The following is an 18,514-nucleotide window of genomic DNA, read 5'->3' on the forward strand; positions in this document are numbered from 1 at the left end:
GTATAATAGTATATTTTTTGATAAAAAATAAGCTTGTACATTTTGACTATTCAATTATGTTTAAACGTACAATTTATCAAAAGGTTTCAATATCTAAAGTAGATATTAGACGACTACCGATAACACCGATTGTGTGAACATGAAAGCCCTCCATCTAAGCGCAATCTGGAGGGCTTTTTTATAGGTTACTAAATACAGTGACTACCGGTAATAAGGGATTATGTTAACTTGACATGTATATGATATACAATAATTTATCCCCAACTTAATAAGCTAAATGACAGCTAAAGTTAGGGGATAAGTTTTATTTACTGAAACAAAAAAACAGTTTCGAGTTATCTTTTAATCCGAAAGAATACATTCACAAGGTATTATTCTTTATATCGAATCAGTCTGAATAAATTGCAGCATTAAAGCTTTCTGGACCTACTCGTGTAGTTCCTACTACACTAGCACTTATAAATACTGTGTAAACTACTTGGTTACTAGCCGGAATAGGAACATTGAAATCAGAAGCAGCAAATGATAATACTTGAGGTCCTGCAACAGATACGTCAAGAGATTCACGTACTGAATAAATACTTAGATCAGATAAAGTAGTTCCTCTTACAATAGTCACGGTAATAGACGTAGCAACTGGTATACCAGGTAATTGAACAGCTACTGTTCCAACCATTTCAGTACGTACAAGTCCTGTAGCACCCCCTGCACTAAGAGTAAGCTGTGCAAAAAGTACTGGCGTAGTCGATACAGGAATAGAAATAGAGTTTGCATAACTCGCATTTTGTGAAGTTCTAGCATCGAGTAACTTAACCATCGTTTATTCCCCCTTTCTTAAAAAATTAAGATAGTTGTCCAATTTTTTGAATAAAAGAGTAATAACAGCAAAATAACCAAAAACTCAAAGAATTCTTAGCTTCCTTAACAGTACCCTTTCCATAAAAAAGACACTTCATTGATAAATTATGAAATATAAATTTAAAATGCTTGTCCTATTGTCTATAAAAACAAAAAAATTACTAGATTTTGGTTTAACTATCGATAATTTATGTCATGTATAAAAAACATCAGGAGGGATCTCAATCCTCCTGATGTAGACTCAAATTACTAGATGCTCTATAAAATATTCATACTATGTAGGAAACGATTGGACGATTTACTATCAATAACAGGAATTATGTGAACAAGTAAAGCTCTCCAGATCACATTAGATGGAGGGCTTTTTTATAGGCTTCTAGATACATTGAATTCCGATAGCGCGGGATTATGTTAACTTCACATGTATATACATAAATTTTTATAGTTTTTAGAAAATTCGGAACAAGCATGGAATCCAAACTACTAATCTTTAATATAATGTTATAAAAAATAAAATGGGGATGTTGCTTTCATGGCTTTAACAACTGGCATGATTACGAATACGGGAACCACTCCTGCATCGAACGTTGTAATTAACATTGACAATACTAATCTTAGTTTTTCATCTAACGTTCTTTATCATATATACGTATGGAATAGCTTGGTGAGTAAGTCACTGATTTATGCCAATTCAGTGAATATCAATGCGAACACAAGCCAAATTCTTAATTTCAGCATCACAGGTAATACTTCTTACGAGGTTCAATTTCTAGTTACAGGAACGGTTCCAACAGATACAGTCATCAATGTATTCGGAACTGATGCATCCGGAAACGTAATTCATTATCAAAAAGTGTTGCAACAAGAACTCACTCAGATTACGCAAATTAACCCATAAGTTGAGGTGAAACAAACATGGTAAACATACAAATCTCACCAAGTGCTAGTACTCAGTTCGAACCAACCATCGCGGTAAACTGGCTAAATCCCTCCGTTATGGTTGTAGTGGCTGTAGATTTCAGGACAGGAGTACCAAATATTGGCGTGTACAGGTCAACCGATGCAGGCGCAACATGGAGTACGAAGTTACTCCCGTTACCAACCGGGTTCGTTTCCTCAGAGTCACCAAAAATAGATTATATATTTCCCACTTCATTCGTGATAGCAGTACACGCCTTTGATGCCAACGGTCTCAGTGGTTCGGTAGTGAGCTATACATCCACAGACAACGGGTCTTCGTTCGGACCGCCTGTCATTGTGAACCAAGGGTTTGGACAGTTTGTCAATGACGATCAGGTGACTGTTATCAGTGATAAGGCCGGATCCAGCCCGTTTTTTGGAAACATTTACACTGCTTATACACACGATTACAATACGCAATTTAGACCAGGAAATACAATATTCAACAATCGTTCCCAAGATGGAGGAAAGACATTCTCTGATCAAAATCTCCTCTCCTCCGTCCATGAATTTGAAGAATTCCCCGGAATCGCAATCACATTAAATGGAATTCTTATCGTAGGATGGATTACCCAACCTCCCGGTATAACCTCACTCACTACTAGTACATCACAAGACGGAGGGAAAACATTCGGAAGTGAAGCCAAGGTTGCATCGGTTGTTGTTCCACCTTCGCCACTACCAGGATACCAATTCAGGTGCCTAACATACCCCTCCATGGCAGGGGACATCTCAAACACACCCACAACGCGAGGACATGTCTACGCAGTATGGCAAGACTTTCGAAATGGTTATTCCGAGATCTTTCTCTCTATCTCCACAAACTTTGGCATAGATTGGGGTCCAGCGAAACCCATTGTAACCAGTCCGGTGGGATCCCAGAACTTTTTCCCTGCCATCACCGTTTCCCCAGCGGATGGAGCGGTGTTTGTTTCCTATTACACCAATCGAGTAAATCCACCTAATATTGACGTTTTTCTTGCTACATCCAGAGATGGAGGACAAACGTTTACAAACAAACGCATTACGACGACTTCGTTTAGTGTCGCAGGCATTGATGTAATTGGGGACTACATTGGAAATGCAATTGTCCCTCAGACAGGCCGGCTTGTAACCGTTTGGACAGACACTCGGACAGGAGTTCAAAACATCTGGTTTGGCGATAACCAATAAACTCCTACATGGTCGATGACGAAAAAGTGTATAGATGGGCTCTCAGCAACATTTTAAAATGTTGCTGAGAGCCCATGTCCATTTAAACATTCAAGTAGGCTGTTCTTAAAATTAAAAGCACGTTGTATAAGAGATGATTGGACTATTGTCTATGAAAACAAAAAAATCCATAAATTTTTAACTACCGATAACACTGATTATGTGAACACAAAAGCCCTCCAGATCAACTGGAGGGCTTTTAGTAGTCTCCTAAAGACATTGAATTCCGATAATGTGGGATTATGTAAACATCGCATGTATACGATATGTATTGGGATTTTTTTGGGAAAATAGGGACAAACATGGAACAAAACTATTAAATTTTAATATAATGTTATAAAAATTAAAAGGGAGGTGCTGCTTTCATGGCTTTAACAACTGGCATAATTGCGAATACGGGACCCAATCCAGCCCGTTTCATTCTAATGAACATTGACAATGATAATCTTAGTTTTTCATCTACCGTTATTTATCATATCTACGTATGGAATAGCTTGGTGAGTAAGTCACTGATTTATGCCGATTCACTGAATATCAATGCGAACACAAGCCTAATTCTTAATTTCAACATCACAGGTAATACTTTTTACGAGGTTCAATTTCTAGTTACAGGACAGGTTCCAACAGATACAATCATCAATGTATTCGGAATTGAGTTATCCGGAAACGTAATTCCTCATCAAAGAGTGTTGGACCAAGAACTCACTCAAATTTCGCAAATTAACCCATAAGTTGGTAAAAGAATGATAGTTTGATTTAAATCAGTACTTTTCACTTCCGAGATTGGAAGGGTGGGGTTGGTTGATCTTTTTTATTGCGATCCAACGGGCTGCCGTTGGTCGTGGGGTGGTGGGGGAGCGAAATCCCCCGCGGTCTTGCCATGCGTGCATGGCTCGGCGGAAGCCGAAAAGCCCCGCGGGGCACACGTAACTTTGCGTGCAAAGTGTAGTGTGAATACACTTTCTAAATAAAGCCTTCCCTCCAGCCATGGATAGAGGGGTGCCGTTTTGGGGGTGGTTCTGATGAGTTTTGCGATTATCCGTATGCAAAAATTTAAAGCGCCAGACGTTAAGGGAATGCAAATACATAATTACCGAGAGAAAGAGAGTCGTACGAATCCGGACATCGATGAAGACAGAACGCAATTGAACTATGATTTACTCAATGATTCACGGATTGATTTTAAACAAGTTATTCAGAGCGAAATTGATGAACGATACACAGGGAACAAGGTGATTCGAAAAGATGCTGTCATGTTATGCGAGTTTGTCGTGACGTCTGATAAAGATTTCTTTGATAGGTTGGATCCGGACCAGGAGAAACGATTCTTTGAGGAAAGTCTTTCGTTTCTTCAGGAACGCTATGGAAAGGAAAATATCTTGTATGGCATTGTCCATAAAGACGAGAAAACTCCCCATATGCATGTCGGGATGGTGCCGATCACGGATGATGGAAAACTAGCAGCGAAACAGTTTTTCGGAAAAAAAACCGAATTGCAGCAGCTGCAGGATAAATTCTATGAACATGTGACAGAAAAAGGGTTCAGCTTGGAACGTGGAGTTTCTAGCGATCGAAAGCACATCACGACTCAACGCCTGAAAGCAATGACTGTAAAAGAAGAAATTAAGAAGCTAGAACAAGAAAAGAAAGAGATTGATAGCCGCTTAAATGATTTAAAGGAGTCTCTGGACAAGGTTAAAAGCGTGGATGGGATTGAAGTGAAAGAGCGAGGGGGTCTTATGCGTCCTAAAACGGTCGAGATTGCGTTGGAAGACTTCGAGAGTATTAAATACTGGCAAGGGCCTCAGAAACGCTCAGAGACGAAAATAAGAGCCTTAGAAATGAATTTGAGAAATTGAAAGACGAGAAACATGATTTGGTGATTCAAAGTGAAGTGTTAAAAATTGAGAATAACGATTTGAAGAAAGAGAAGGATGAACTGAAAAAGGAAAATGACTTTTTGAAAAGAACGGTGGAAAAGGTTAAGGAATTTTACAAGGAAAAAGTTCCTGAACTTGCTTTCGCGTTTGGCTATCTCAAGGCTCGTATTCTAGATAAAGCAAAAGAAAAGCCGTTAACAAAGTATTTTGATAAAGATGAAATTGAGGGTGCTCAAAGATTCTTGGCAAGTAAACAAAAACAAATTGAAAAAGAGAAACTAGAAAAGCAACAAACTAGAAAGAGAGAGTGAGACCATGGACCAGAGCTTTAGAAAAAAGAGGCTGTCCCAAAAGGGAAGTAATGCCTCTTTTTGATCCGAAATGGAAAAATAGACCATAGTTGAAAACCCAGTAAAATCAAGGGTTTTCAACTATGGTCTATTTCACATACTTCCGTTAATTTTCATTATTTAAGGGCTTTTGGGTCAGCCCCTTTTTGCCTTTTGATATTTCTTAATTTCCTCTTCGAGTCTTTTGCGCTCTTCAATGAGATTTATGTCTTCAACAGAAAATTCTTGTTGCTCATTTTGTTGTTCGTCTTTCTTGAACCAATCCGGCAGCATTTCTGTTCGTTTGATGTTTCTAGTTTTACTGACTTCTTGTTTTAAGCTTTCTACGCTCACGTCATTCTTAAAGCAGTGAATAGCAAATCCAACAGGATTCGTAATGCCAGGTTCCTTGGTTGCATATTTCAGCACATCTAAAATATAGTCTACTCCCTTCGGAAGCCAAGTTTTGATGAGTTTATCTGACGCTTCCAACTGGTGCATGGCAAGGAATTCTCGTACCTTTTCAATTTTCTTTGTTTCAACGGTTTTTCTGCCTTCCAATACCGAGAACGGATTTGCTTTGCTATGTATGGTGAAGCGTAACGCAACAACTTTACGGCCTTCTTTTATTTGTTCCACTTCTAAGGAGAGGTCTGTTTTCTCGTTCAGTTCTTTCAAAGCTGGAGTGAGGACACGGAGCTTCAAGTTGCCGAATGATGTATAACTACTTTCCTCAAGACCGAGCTTTTGCAAGAGGTCATCGAGCCTGAAGGTACGTTCCTTAATTGTTTGATATTGCTTCACTAATTCATACAGACGGATTGAGTAGGAATGCTTTAACTTGATGACATTGTCAAGGGGGTAGGTCGTGAAATTACGTTTTAATTCAAGCAGGTATGGTTTTAGAAACGGGGCAAATTGTAAATCGACTGTGCCTTTGTTTTTGTTATAACGGACATACGACAGCCAAGAGACTTGTACAACATCATCTTCTAGTTGTATCTGGAATGCCTTTCTCATCAATCCAAGCGTTGTTTGACGGAGGCGAGTGTATTGATTGTTGCCAGTGATTCCTAATGATTCACAAAATTCTTTGATTGATAACGTGTAAACTTTCAATTCGTTGTCATTTACGTGTATTCTGCTTGCTAATGTCAAAACAATTTTTTGTTCTATCATACTTAAGCGATAACTTGCTTCAATGAGAGTGTTTGCTTTTTTCACCAAACTATTATTTTTCTCTGTCATTGGAATCTCTCCCTTGCCCCCTGATTCTTTGAATCTTTGAAAAAATTATCCAATAATAAATAAAAAATTACAATATATAAAGTGTAATTTTTTATGAAATTCCTAAATATTACTCTATCTTCTGCATAAAAAAAGTAATAATCCAAATTTATTTCAAATGTTTCTTTCATCCAAAATGTAATTGTTAGGACATCCAAAATGTAATTGTTCACATCCAAAATGTAATTGTTCACATCCAAAATGTAATTGTTAGGACATCCAAAATGTAATTGTTCACATCCAAAATGTAATTGTTCACATCCAAAATGTAATTGTTCACATCCAAAATGTAATATTTAAGACTCAAAAACGTTGATGTAGCAAGGCTTTAAGGCTTCCGAAAATATTTAAAAAATTTAAAAGGTTTAAAATAAAAGATGTTAAAAAACACAAAAGGAGCTGTGTGCCGTTTAATATCCAAAAAGTAATAGGAGTACCGCCAGATCATCCGTCCATTGTGTTGCTCTTTCTCTATATGCCTACACACATACGTGGTGGGATCTGCCCCCCATCCCCGGCCAACCTCTGCTCAAAAGCAAGGGAAGTACCAAAACCTTAATAAAAACAAAAAAACAGCCCTTTTAAGGCTGTCTGTTGACATAAGATTCATTAGAGGAAGTTCTACACTTTATGCTCAGGATCAAAGCTCGCATTGGCTGTATACCTAGTAGCCCACCTAAATTCAAATATGAATGAAGCAGCTTATATGAAATAGTTTTTGAATGTATATGATATACAAGACTCCGCAAGCGCCGTTACCAAAAATGTACAAGCTACATGTATTGGTAGTAACACACAATTTGTGAATCTCGTTATTTTAAGAGATATGTTTATACTTTCCTGTTCGGATTTTATAAATATAACGGTTTTTCGATAAACATTATAAAAAGGAGAGAAAAAATATTGGCCAATGGATGTAATCAAAATGCTACGGGATTATGTTCAACAGCAGAAGGAAACAACACAACCGCTAGCGGGAATTTCTCCCATTCAGAAGGATTGAACACAACAGCTAGTGGAATTGCATCCCATGCAGAGGGATTCCAAACGCTCGCGAGTTCTAATACAGCACACGCGGAAGGGAATACAACGACAGCTAGTGGAAATGCATCTCATGCAGAGGGATTCCAAACGCTCGCGAGTTCTAATACAGCACACGCGGAAGGGAATACAACGACAGCTAGTGGAAATGCATCTCATGCAGAGGGATTCCAAACGCTCGCAAGCTCTAGTACAGCACATGCAGAAGGAACTTCAACGACAGCTAGTGGATTGGCTTCACATGCGGAAGGACATAATACGGCTGCAAACGGTAATTATTCGCACGCTGAAGGATTGAACACAATAGCTAGCGGAATTGCATCTCATGCAGAGGGATTCCAAACGCTCGCGAGTTTTGATACAGCACACGCGGAAGGGAATACAACGACAGCCAGTGGAGCTGCATCTCACGCAGAGGGATTCCAAACGCTCGCGAGTTCTAATACAGCACATGCAGAAGGGACTTCAACGACAGCTAGTGGAATTGCTGCTCATGCCGAAGGATCAGGGACAACTGCAAGCGGAGGGTCTTCCCATGCGGAGGGGAACAATACAACAGCAAACGGAGTTAATTCGCATACCGAAGGAATGAATACTCAAACGACGATCACCGGTATTAATGCCCATGCCGAAGGAGAAGGAACAACGGCTAGTGGAAGGGCTTCTCACGCTGAAGGTGGAGCAGTAGATCAAGTAGGCAATTCAGCTCCAACGTTGGCGAGTGGGAATAGTGCTCACGCGGAAGGAGTTGGAACAACTGCAAGCGGATTTGCGTCTCATGCGGAAGGGGGAACTCCGGATATTACCTCGTTTCCAGCTCCGCAAGCACTAGGGGATTTTTCTCATGCAGAAGGAGTTGCTACAAATACAACAGTCAGCGGAACGGGAGCTCATGCCGAAGGATTTCAAACAACAGCGAGTGGAACTGTATCTCATGCTGAAGGATCGAACACAACCGCTAGCGGACCTGCATCCCACGCGGAAGGATTTAATACAACAGCAAGTAATGGGTCTGCCCATGCTGAGGGATCAAGAACAATAGCTAGCGGGGGATCTTCCCATGCGGAAGGTGGCGGTACAACGGCAAGTGAATCTTTTTCTCATGCCGAAGGGCAAAATACAACCGCAGGCGGGAATTCTTCGCATGCCGAGGGATTAGGAACAACCGCTAGTGGCGCTGCTTCACACTCAGAAGGAAACGGTACAACAGCAAGTGGGGATAATTCCCATGCCGAGGGAGGAACTACAACAGCAAGTGGAAATAATTCTCATGCCGAAGGATTTCAAACAACAGCAAGTGGATCTGCATCTCATGCTGAAGGGCAAAATACAGCTGCCAGTGGAGATAGATCTCATGCTGAAGGAAATTCTACACAAGCCCAAGGGGCAGATTCCCACACGGAAGGTCAAAACACGTCTACAGGACCATTGGCAGCTTCTGCTCATGCGGAAGGGTTTAATACAATAGCCAATGGATTTTCGTCACATGCCGAAGGTGCATCTTCAGTAGCAAGCGGAAGTATTTCTCATGCAGAAGGAGATACCACAACAGCAAGTGGAGTTGCTTCCCATGCGGAAGGACAAGGTACAATTGCCAGCGGAGATAGATCTCATGCCGAAGGTGGCAGTACAACGGCAAGTGGGTCTAACTCACATGCTGAAGGTAGTTCCACAACAGCAAATGGATTTGCTTCCCATGCCGAAGGTGGAAATACAAACTCAAGTGGTCAGTCTTCCCATGCGGAAGGATCGGGGACAACCGCTAGTGGAGGATCTTCCCATGCCGAAGGTGGAAATACAACAGCAAGTGGAAATAATTCTCATGCGGAAGGATCAAGTACAATTGCCAGTGGAGATAATTCCCATGCTGAGGGAAATAGTACACAAGCCCAAGGAGTAAGTTCCCACACGGAAGGTCAAAACACATCTACAGGACCATTGGCAGTCTCTGCTCATGCCGAAGGATTTAATACAATAGCCAATGGATTTTCATCACATGCCGAAGGTGTATCTTCAATAGCAAGCGGAAGTACTTCTCATGCCGAAGGAGATAGCACAACAGCAAGTGGAGATAATTCCCATGCCGAAGGACAAACTACAACCGCAAGTGGAACTATTTCACATGCTGAAGGACAAAGTACAACTGCCAGTGGAGCTATTTCACATGCTGAAGGTAACGGTACAACAGCAAGCGGAACTTCTTCCCACGCAGAAGGAACAAATACAACCGCAAGTGGAACTTCTTCCCACGCAGAAGGAACCGGTACAACAGCAAGTGGATTTGATTCTCATGCCGAAGGAACCGGTACAACTGCCAGTGGGGATTCTTCCCACGCAGAAGGTAGCGGTACAAGGGCAAGTGGATTTGCGGCCCATGCAGAAGGATCAGGTACAATTGCTAGTGGGGATTTATCTCATGCTGAAGGACTGAGTACAACAACAAATGGTTTCACAGGAGCCCATATTATGGGTAGAAATGGAGCTGTTAATGCTACAGATGGGGACCCAACTTATTCGTGGAATGTAGCTTTCGGAGCAGTAGCCTATGATGCTACAGGTCTAGTTGGAAAACTTTTGAATAACGGCAATATGTTTATAGACGGGGTATATTCATCTCCAGCAGGTGATTACGCAGAAATGTTTGAAACAGCTGATGGGAACTCGATTGATGTTGGCTATTTCGTTACTGTATCGGCAGAGGATAAAATTCGAAAAGCCACTTCAAATGATCCGTTTATTTTGGGAATAACAAGTGCAACACCAGGTTTGTTAGGAAATAGTGGATGCTTACGCTGGCAAGGAAAATATCTGACTGATGAATGGGGACGAAAAAAATATCATGAGGTTACCATTCCAGTTCAAAAAGACGAAGAAGGAAATGTAATCACTCCAGAAAGCAAAATAATGCAGCCTATACTCAATCCAGAATGGAATCCTCATGAAGAATATACCTCGCGTATAAATCGTCCAGAATGGGTAGCCGTCGGATTAATTGGTCAAGTACTGGTTCGAGATGATGGGACTTGTGAAACCCATGGATATTGTTGGTCGAATGATGATGGAATTGCAACAAAAGCGGAGAAAGGATATTTTGTATTAAAACGTACAGGTCCTAATCAAGTGTTAGTTTTAGTTTCTCCCCTTCAACAAACAATTAAAGGCACTATTGAACAACTTAGCCAACTAATTAAATTTAAGGAACAAGGTTATCTTACTGAAGAAGAGTTTAACAAACAAAAACAAATTCTATTAAATTCATAGAAGTCATTTGAAGATTACTAGTTTGAAATATATATTGAGTATCTATTACTTGATATCACTTCCGATAAAACTTGATTATGTGAACAAGGAATCCCCTCCAGCTAAGCAATCTGGAGGGGATTTTTATAGGCTCCTAGATACATTGAATTCCGATAATTAGGGATTATGTCAACTTGACATGTATAGAGTATACAATTTTTTCAGTGATTAATGTTTTTTTGTTTTATTTGGGTAAACGGACAAGCATAAGAATTACTTTTTCATAAATTATTCTAGCATTTTAAAAAGAGGTGAATAATTATGGATAATAAAAATAGCGGTAATGTAGGAAAAGACATATATGATATATCACCTATAAAAAATGGATGGGTGCAAGAAGATGGAAAATTGTACTATTATGTGAATGGACTACTCCAGATAGACCGATGGGTGCAAGATGGCGAAAACTATTACCTCTGGGATGGTCTTACACAGATAGTGCACTGGTGGGATAGTCCTACACAGAGATGGTACTGCTACTATTGGGATAGTACTAGATGGGTATCTCTATAGCAGCAGTAAAATGCCGTACAGTACAAAAAATAGGTCCCTATCAATTAGATTCTGATGGTACTGTTAATAATGTCAATAGCCAAACGCTTTCTGCATGGTATGGGTTCTCTCCCGTATTGGTGTTGGACAAGCATATGTACCACAAACAAATTATCATTACTAGATAATGATTGCTACGAGTAACTTCCAATAACGGACTTTATGTTAACTAAGGAGAAATTTTATTATTCTCCTTTTTTATTTTTCAGAACGGATTTTAGGTGAGTGTGCATCTATATACCTTGCTACGCAGGTGTTCGATGCATACTCGCTAACGCTCGACCGAAATTCAAACAAATAAAATCGAATTTATATTATTTTCCTAGTCTCGAACTGTTGCCATATTTGAAAAATCGAAAGTATAATGTTAATAGGATTATTTGTTAACGAATAAGTAATAAAGCCCTTCGAAGTGTTGCTAGCACTCGAAAGGCTTATGATTATCTATCTTTTATTTGCTTAAGGTATGAATATACTCTCTTCCTACTTATCAGAGTATATTCGGTATCCTGCATTAGCTCGTTCGGCGTTTGCGAGACGCTTAACGGGCTTTCTTCTTGTTTTAAACCTTCTATAATCGCATCGTACAATCCGTTTACTTCCTCCATGCTCACTTCTTCGTCCTTCAGGTTATAGAAACATCCATATCCTTGTATCTGCCGTCTGTTCATTAGACTGTAATAGAGCGTTTTAAACTGTCTATAATTCATCGTATCGTCATCTTCATTAGTTGCCTTTGTCATGTATTTAAACAGTTCGATAAAATCAGATTCCTTAAACTTATCTAACTGGCACGAATACCCTTTTTCTAATTGATCTATAGCCCTTTTAAATACCCGCTTCTTGTTTATAAGCAAGTACCATACCTTTTGTATCAGTATCTCTATATCAGAGAATAACCGCTCCTCACGCTTGCCTTTAAAATCCTTAGAATACACGTTTTGATGTCTTCTTATCATGCAATTATCTAATGGGTTAACCTGAAGCACTACCAATGCATGTAAATGCGGGTGATAATCGTTGGCCTTGTATGTAACCTCTAATGAGCGTATAGCTCCCTCGTATTTGAATCTCTCAAAATCAACTCCTTTTACCTTCTTTTGCCCTTCAAATAATCTATGAGCGTTGCAAACGCCTTAAATAAGCTATCTATCGTTTCACCTAATTGCTTTCCCTTCACATTCGGAACTGTTAGAGTTAGCTGATACATACTCTTCGCATACGGTCTAATGAGCGGTATAAACTTAGCCATCCTGCTTACCTGTTTTACTTTCTTACAGTTATTACAAAATTTATCTTTGCAGAGATTCGTTTTCTGGAAGTCCTTAACCTTTGCCACATCGTACCGATCTAAGAACCATAGTGCATTACAATCTTTTAGCTTGTCCCGATTCCGTAATAGCTTTTCGTCCTTTTGCTCTTTATGTAACCTACCATAATAGGTTTCTATTATCTCGTTGTACTGACGATTCTTTACAATTTTTTCAAGGAACAGTTTTTCAATTTTCACATCATCCAGCAGCAAATCTTTCGCTCCTTTCTTGGTGAAATTTTTTTCTCGTTTTTCAACGAGATTAGAAACAAGTCTAACAGCGAAAATCCTTGGTATATAAGGGTTTTCAACGTTTTTATGCTAGATTAAAATTTTCATCTGAGCCGACTTGTTTCTAATATATCAAGATAAGAAAAAACCTGATTTTACTATCGCAAAATTTAGAAAAAATCCGGTCCATAGTCTCGCTCTCTCTTTCAAGTTTGTTGCTTTTCTAGTTTCTCTTTTTCAATTTGTTTTTGTTTACTTGCTAAGAATTTTTGAGCACCTTCAATTTCGTCTTTATCAAAATACTTCGTTAACAGCTTTTCTTTTGCCTTATCTAGAATACGAGCAATTATACGAACCGAACCGCTAGATCCATCCGTTCATTGTGTTACTCTTTCTCTATATGCCTACACGCATACGTGGTGGGCTCTGCCCCCACACCCCCGACCAACCCCTGCCCAAAAGCAAGGGAAGTGCTAAAATCTTAATCACATATACACGATTATTGCCTAGTCATTCTCTTAGCTGTTTTACCATAGACTGTCGGACCAACGATACCATTGATACAATTGATCCATGTCGTTATTCAGTCGGCTCTGCCATCGATCAATGTACTCTTGGTTGTTATTCTCTTGGTCGCTATTCTCTTGGTCGTTATTCTCTTGGTTGTTATTCTCTTGATTGTTATATCCGTGGTTGTATCCGTGATTGTATCCGTGGTTGTATCCGTGATTGTATCCGTGGTTGTATCCGTGATTGTATCCTTGGTTAGATCCGTGGTTGTATCCGTGGTTGTATCCTTGGTTAGATCCGTGGTTGTATCCGTGGTTGTATCCTTGATTGTATCCTTGGTTGTTGTATCCGTGGTTGTATCCTTGATTGTATCCTTGGTTGTTGTATCCTTGATTGTATCCTTGGTTGTTGTATCCTTGATTGGATCCTTGGTTATATCCATGGTTGTATCCGTGATTGTATCCGTGATTGTATCCGTGGTTGTATCCGTGGTTGTATCCTTGGTTGTCTCCTTGGTTGTCTCCTTGATTGTATCCTTGATTGTATCCTTGGTTGTCTCCTTGGTTGTCTCCTTGATTGTATCCTTGATTGTATCCTTGGTTGTTTCCTTGATTGTTGTCTCCTTGGTTGTTTCCTTGATTGTTGTTTCCTTGGTTGTTTCCTTGATTGTTGTTTCCTTGGTTGTTTCCTTGATTGTTGTTTCCTTGGTTGTAGTTGGATCCTTGAACGTACGCATCTCTTTGGGCTATTAATTTATCATAGTATGATCCCATATTCTACCTCCTCCCTTTATAGAATGGCTTATACCATTTTTGTACGAATAGCTTGTACAAATTATGTACTACTAATAGATGCAGCTTGTCCATTTTTAGGAACGGCATTTGCGGAGCCTTGTATACCATGTACACGTCAGGTTAACAGAAGTCGACATTATCAGAAGTGGGAATCGCTAGGGATTCCCTGCAAAACCCTTGGGACATCCCCATTCTTCTTACTTTCTGTCCGGTCTATGAAATTTCACGTTATGCATATTTTTTAACAATGTAGAAATGGCAAGGGTTATATCCACCTTGCCATTTTATTTCCCGTTCTGAAATTGTGTAAATCCTGTATATTAAGATTGTGTAATTAAAATCGGAAAATTGGGAATATTTTCTTGCTACCTTACTATCTTAGTTATCTGGTACATTTAACAAGTACAAATGTGCTATAAAGACCATCTGACCACAAATAAGCTTCCCATCCCGTAAAGACGTAGGTCCTACATCTTGGACCGCTTGCTGCACTCGAGGATACAGGGAATACAAGCACAAGCATACTTAAAACTAAGATACTTAAAAAAGCTTTAAGGATTTTTTGTTTCATAAACAACCTCCTCGTTTTTGTTGAACTGGATGGTTTAATATATTGTCAAAAGGCAACTAAGTTGTGTGCAGAATTTTTTATTTTTGTGTGTGATATTGTGTGAAAGAACTGGAGGGAAGCGATTTTCAAAGAAAATCGCTTCCTGAATTTCAGGAGAAAAAAGCTTAAAAGTGCCCATTTGGTAAGAGTTTGAACTACTTATATTAATTTTTGAAAAAAACGCTGAAAACGTTGATATAACTGAGTTTTTAAATGGGCAAAATTTGATAACAATACTTTTATCATTCGCGGTGGTTTTTTCTTGCTTGTTTGTCTTAACCTCTAACTAACTGAATGAGGGGTGTTTTTATTTGTTAAGGAGTTCATTGCTTTTTCCAAAAGTGCCACCACTTTTTTTGTTGTGTGGCTGCTGTTAAACGTTTTGTTTATTGTATCTCCCGAACAGTTTCTATTAATGCTTTGTCTCTTCGCTCTAAACTTTCCTGGATATATTGCTGTTGCTTTTGTAGCTGTTGCAATAACTCACGATTGAAAGCCATTTGTTGTTCTTTAAACTCTCCAAACTCTCTCAAAATCTCTTCTTTAGAGCGCTCTAAATCTGTTTGTAGCGCTCCATCAGTCGGAGCGCTTAGCGCTATATCATCACTATTAATCCACGTCATGACTGCATTTGCAGCGCGCTCCAGCGTCATGTCCTCTTGGTTTTTAAACGAAATTAATTTACGAAACGCTATGATGTCACGATCCACGTATCCTCTTTGATTCTTCTCATTTTAAGAAATGTGTAGCCATGCTCTTCTAGAATTTTAGCATAATTCCGCAAAGTGACAGGCTCTACATTCAAAAGGCCTGCTACTTCCTTTGGAGAATACACTGTCTGATTTTTCTCATCCATAGCGCTATCACCTCGCTATAGCATTCGCTATGTAAATAACCCTCTCCTTCTAGCTGCTGTGTAAGTAGTTTGTCCTATGCTATCTAAAGTAGCACGCTAAGTATCATTTTTTAAATCCTTGTATATACTATGTATATACAAGGAAAATTAGAGGTGCTATGATGGAAAGAGACCAACATAAACCAAATGAAGGAGTGATACATGTGACTACAACGGTGCAAAAATGGGGCAATAGTCTTGCTGTTCGCATCCCTACCCGTATTGCTGAAGCTATCTCGATTGAACAAGGTTCAGAAATAGAATTAAGTGTTGAAAATCAGGTCATCACATTAAAACCAAAAAAGAAAAAACCAACATTAGAGGAACTTTTGGCGCAAGTAACGCCAGAAAATCGTCATGTTGAAGTTGACTTTGGGGTGGAAGGGAATGAATTAATGTAATGTCAGCACCCGAACGTGGCGATCTTGTTTATGTAAACTTCAATCCTCAAGCAGGACACGAACAAGCAGGGACACGACCAGGTATTGTCCTATCGCCGAAAGCATTTAATCAAGTCACAGGGTTTGCCGTGGTATGTCCCATTACTCGGCAACAGAAAGGATATCCCTTCGAAGTAGCCTTGCCAAGTGGCTTGGCTATTGAAGGGGTTATTTTAACAGATCAGGTGAAGAGTTTAGATTGGAGAGCCCGACATTTTCAAATCAAAGGACAGGCTCCTAATGAAGTAATTACAGGTTGTTTGGATCTGATACATACTTTTTTATAAGTTGTTAAACAATGGAGTGATAGCAGCCACACAGCAAAAAAAGTGGTGGAACTTTTGGAACCGATAACAAGAAAAAACCGTGCTTATGGTAAGCACGGTTTTTTGGTTATATCCAGACTGGGCATAGGACTAAATATAACCTATAAGTAAATCGTCACAGCATAGTTAATATAACATGGTTAGTACATTCGCTTATACTAGCAATTGTAACAAATATGTATGCAAGATTTTATGCAAAAAGTAGGGAGACTTGTCAAAGGATCGGGAGGTTAAAAGCCGCACCACTAGGGCATTGCATAAAATCCTGCATACTTGATAATTTCAGAGATTACGAGAAACCCAGTGTTGGCGCGGATGCCCTGGGCATGGCTACTTCGGATAATGCCGTGTTATATAAACCTCACATGAATAACGTATACAAGAAAATGTGAAAAATTTTTCACGCATTTTTTACACAATTAAAAGATGAGACCACTCACTATGAGTGGTTTTTTTTCCATGTTGGTATTTTTATATGTACATGTTAATAAGAATAGAGCAAACGAAGTATGTACTGAGGGGGGTAAGGATGAATAGAGATGAAGCCTCATTACATCCTGATACGGGTGTTACATCTGGAGTGTTTGTCGAGCGATCATTAAATGAAATACGTTTTTGGTCTAGAATCATGAAAGAGCATTCTTTATTTCTTCGATTGGGTTTTAGAGCAGAGGATACTCAACTAATCCAAGAGGCTAATCAATTTTACCAATTGTTTGAACACATCGAACAAATCGCACATTCCTATACAAATCAAACAGATCCTGAGCAAATAAGAAGATTTAATTCAGAAGTACAACAGGCTGCAACCAATATTTTCGCATTTAAACGAAAAGTACTAGGACTAATTCTCACCTGTAAATTGCCAGGGGCAAATAATTTTCCACTGTTAGTTGATCATACAAGTAGAGAAGCTAATTATTTTAGAAAACGTTTAATGGAATTAAATGAGGGTAAATTAAAAGCTCTTCCTGAAGCCATTATTAAAGAAAATGTCTTCTTCTTAAGGATTATGGCAGACCATGCTAAATTTATTGGTCATCTTCTTGATCCATCGGAAAGAAAACTTGTAGATTTGGCCCAGAATTTCAGCAATGATTTTGATCAATTGTTGTATCAAGCAAGAGATTTAGAATCTATGAGGCCACAATCTCAAACAGTTCCTCTTTTAGATCAATTCCTGGATCAAAATCGCGTGTCGGTCTCATCCCTTCGGGACTTCAAGAAAACGGCGCGTGATTTAATTGAGCAATGTAAAATAAAGAGTATCATTCATCCACTATTAGCAGACCATGTTTTCCGTGAAGCTGATAGATTCCTTGAAATAATCGATATGTTTGATTCTCATCTTACAAGTGGTAAATCATAATCTAGATAAAAGGTACGGGTAGGAATTGACCGCCAGTAACACTTGATTATGTAAACATGCCCCCTCCAGATCACTTTACTGGAGGGGGTTTTTATAAGTTTCTAGATAGAACGTAAAATTTTTTATAAAGGTAGGCTATTTCATCATTTATCCATGATATGTACCAAAATACAACTGAAAAGAATACAATGAAATACCCTAGGTGAAAGGTCATAGTTGAACCTCCTTCCTAAATATCAAGGAGGGAAATATGTATGAGTAATTTTGATTGTGGATGTGGACATGGGGTTAGATGTGAATGCGGACATGGACATAGACATAGACATGGTAATGAATTCGCGCTAATCATTGTTCTCTTTATCTTACTTATTATTATTGGTGCAGTAGTCTGCTGTGGCGGTTATGGCGGCTACGGCGGTTATGGCCACTGCGGTTACGGCTGTTACTAAAAACTATAACAAGGAGATCCCACATAATATCTTTGTGGGATCTTCTTGTTATAGTTTTCTTCAAAAAATACCGTTGTGTTTTAGAGGAATATTACTGCCAGTAACGGAGATTATGTAAAGAAGCCTGTTCAATTGAGTAGGTTTCTTTTGTTCTTAACC

18 protein-coding genes and 1 pseudogene are annotated in these 18,514 nt (G+C 39.1%); 11 read left to right on the top strand and 8 right to left on the bottom strand.

Going from position 1 to position 18,514, the window contains the following annotated elements:
• Nucleotides 1-388: 388 nt before the first annotated feature.
• The gene (locus AAHB12_RS24920) at nucleotides 389-817 is read right to left on the bottom strand and encodes a hypothetical protein (RefSeq protein WP_342047791.1); all 429 of its coding nucleotides are present in this window, start codon (nucleotides 815-817) and stop codon (nucleotides 389-391) included.
• A 705-nt stretch (nucleotides 818-1,522) separates the two neighbouring features.
• Between AAHB12_RS24920 and AAHB12_RS24925 the strand changes: the two genes are divergently transcribed.
• The 5 genes from AAHB12_RS24925 (at nucleotide 1,523) to AAHB12_RS24945 (ending at nucleotide 5,221) form a co-directional block, all read left to right on the top strand.
• Nucleotides 1,523-1,756, top strand: coding sequence for a hypothetical protein (locus AAHB12_RS24925; RefSeq protein WP_342047793.1), 234 nt, complete (start codon nucleotides 1,523-1,525; stop codon nucleotides 1,754-1,756).
• 146 nt (nucleotides 1,757-1,902) lie between these two features.
• Complete coding sequence (locus AAHB12_RS24930) at nucleotides 1,903-2,991, top strand: sialidase family protein (RefSeq protein ID WP_342047795.1); 1,089 nt, start codon at nucleotides 1,903-1,905, stop codon at nucleotides 2,989-2,991.
• 404 nt (nucleotides 2,992-3,395) lie between these two features.
• Nucleotides 3,396-3,761, top strand: coding sequence for a hypothetical protein (locus AAHB12_RS24935; RefSeq protein WP_342047796.1), 366 nt, complete (start codon nucleotides 3,396-3,398; stop codon nucleotides 3,759-3,761).
• Between the two features lie 291 nt (nucleotides 3,762-4,052).
• Nucleotides 4,053-4,889, top strand: coding sequence for a MobV family relaxase (gene mobV, locus AAHB12_RS24940; protein ID WP_342047797.1), 837 nt, complete (start codon nucleotides 4,053-4,055; stop codon nucleotides 4,887-4,889).
• Nucleotides 4,890-4,906: 17 nt separating this feature from the next.
• Nucleotides 4,907-5,221 (top strand): hypothetical protein, encoded by a 315-nt coding sequence (locus AAHB12_RS24945; protein WP_342047798.1) that lies wholly within the window; start codon nucleotides 4,907-4,909, stop codon nucleotides 5,219-5,221.
• Nucleotides 5,222-5,395: 174 nt separating this feature from the next.
• Here the strand turns inward: AAHB12_RS24945 and AAHB12_RS24950 are convergent, their stop codons facing one another.
• Complete coding sequence (locus AAHB12_RS24950) at nucleotides 5,396-6,487, bottom strand: replication initiation protein (RefSeq protein ID WP_342047800.1); 1,092 nt, start codon at nucleotides 6,485-6,487, stop codon at nucleotides 5,396-5,398.
• Between the two features lie 942 nt (nucleotides 6,488-7,429).
• Here AAHB12_RS24950 and AAHB12_RS24955 point away from each other — a divergent pair.
• Nucleotides 7,430-10,828, top strand: coding sequence for a peptidase G2 autoproteolytic cleavage domain-containing protein (locus AAHB12_RS24955; protein WP_342047801.1), 3,399 nt, complete (start codon nucleotides 7,430-7,432; stop codon nucleotides 10,826-10,828).
• A gap of 1,031 nt (nucleotides 10,829-11,859) precedes the next feature.
• On the opposite strand, the gene AAHB12_RS24960 is transcribed toward AAHB12_RS24955, so the two are convergent.
• The 6 genes and pseudogenes from AAHB12_RS24960 to AAHB12_RS24980 form a co-directional block, all read right to left on the bottom strand.
• A complete protein-coding gene (locus AAHB12_RS24960; RefSeq protein ID WP_342047802.1) occupies nucleotides 11,860-12,357 on the bottom strand; it encodes a hypothetical protein in 498 nt (165 codons plus the stop codon).
• Nucleotides 12,358-12,509: 152 nt separating this feature from the next.
• Nucleotides 12,510-12,944: a protein rep gene (locus AAHB12_RS24965; RefSeq protein ID WP_342047804.1), complete on the bottom strand. Its 435-nt coding sequence runs from the start codon at nucleotides 12,942-12,944 to the stop codon at nucleotides 12,510-12,512.
• Between the two features lie 601 nt (nucleotides 12,945-13,545).
• Complete coding sequence (locus tag AAHB12_RS24970) at nucleotides 13,546-14,208, bottom strand: hypothetical protein (protein ID WP_342047806.1); 663 nt, start codon at nucleotides 14,206-14,208, stop codon at nucleotides 13,546-13,548.
• Between the two features lie 991 nt (nucleotides 14,209-15,199).
• Nucleotides 15,200-15,262 (bottom strand): annotated as a pseudogene (locus tag AAHB12_RS31940) (DUF3967 domain-containing protein); the annotation flags it as partial.
• Nucleotides 15,263-15,586 (bottom strand): hypothetical protein, encoded by a 324-nt coding sequence (locus AAHB12_RS24975; protein ID WP_342047808.1) that lies wholly within the window; start codon nucleotides 15,584-15,586, stop codon nucleotides 15,263-15,265.
• Nucleotides 15,568-15,732 carry a hypothetical protein gene (locus AAHB12_RS24980; RefSeq protein WP_342047809.1) on the bottom strand — a complete coding sequence of 55 codons (165 nt, stop codon included), beginning with the start codon at nucleotides 15,730-15,732 and terminating at the stop codon, nucleotides 15,568-15,570. The genes AAHB12_RS24975 and AAHB12_RS24980 overlap by 19 nt, the downstream gene beginning before the upstream one ends.
• 161 nt (nucleotides 15,733-15,893) lie before the next feature.
• On the opposite strand from AAHB12_RS24980, the gene AAHB12_RS24985 reads away from it, so the two are divergent.
• The 5 genes from AAHB12_RS24985 (at nucleotide 15,894) to AAHB12_RS25000 (ending at nucleotide 18,355) form a co-directional block, all read left to right on the top strand.
• A complete protein-coding gene (locus AAHB12_RS24985) occupies nucleotides 15,894-16,172 on the top strand; it encodes an AbrB/MazE/SpoVT family DNA-binding domain-containing protein (RefSeq protein WP_342047852.1) in 279 nt (92 codons plus the stop codon).
• Nucleotides 16,172-16,498: a type II toxin-antitoxin system PemK/MazF family toxin gene (locus AAHB12_RS24990; protein WP_342047811.1), complete on the top strand. Its 327-nt coding sequence runs from the start codon at nucleotides 16,172-16,174 to the stop codon at nucleotides 16,496-16,498. Before AAHB12_RS24985 ends, AAHB12_RS24990 begins: the two co-directional genes overlap by 1 nt.
• 16 nt (nucleotides 16,499-16,514) lie before the next feature.
• On the top strand, nucleotides 16,515-16,565 hold the full coding sequence (locus AAHB12_RS31945; RefSeq protein ID WP_446715612.1) for a DUF3967 domain-containing protein: 51 nt from the start codon (nucleotides 16,515-16,517) through the stop codon (nucleotides 16,563-16,565).
• A 501-nt stretch (nucleotides 16,566-17,066) separates the two neighbouring features.
• On the top strand, nucleotides 17,067-17,906 hold the full coding sequence (locus AAHB12_RS24995; protein ID WP_129731463.1) for a DUF2935 domain-containing protein: 840 nt from the start codon (nucleotides 17,067-17,069) through the stop codon (nucleotides 17,904-17,906).
• A 254-nt stretch (nucleotides 17,907-18,160) separates the two neighbouring features.
• Entirely contained in the window at nucleotides 18,161-18,355 is a 195-nt protein-coding gene (locus tag AAHB12_RS25000) for a YjcZ family sporulation protein (protein WP_342047812.1), read from the top strand.
• Nucleotides 18,356-18,514: the final 159 nt, after the last annotated feature.

Source organism: Bacillus sp. OTU530, from assembly GCF_038440375.1.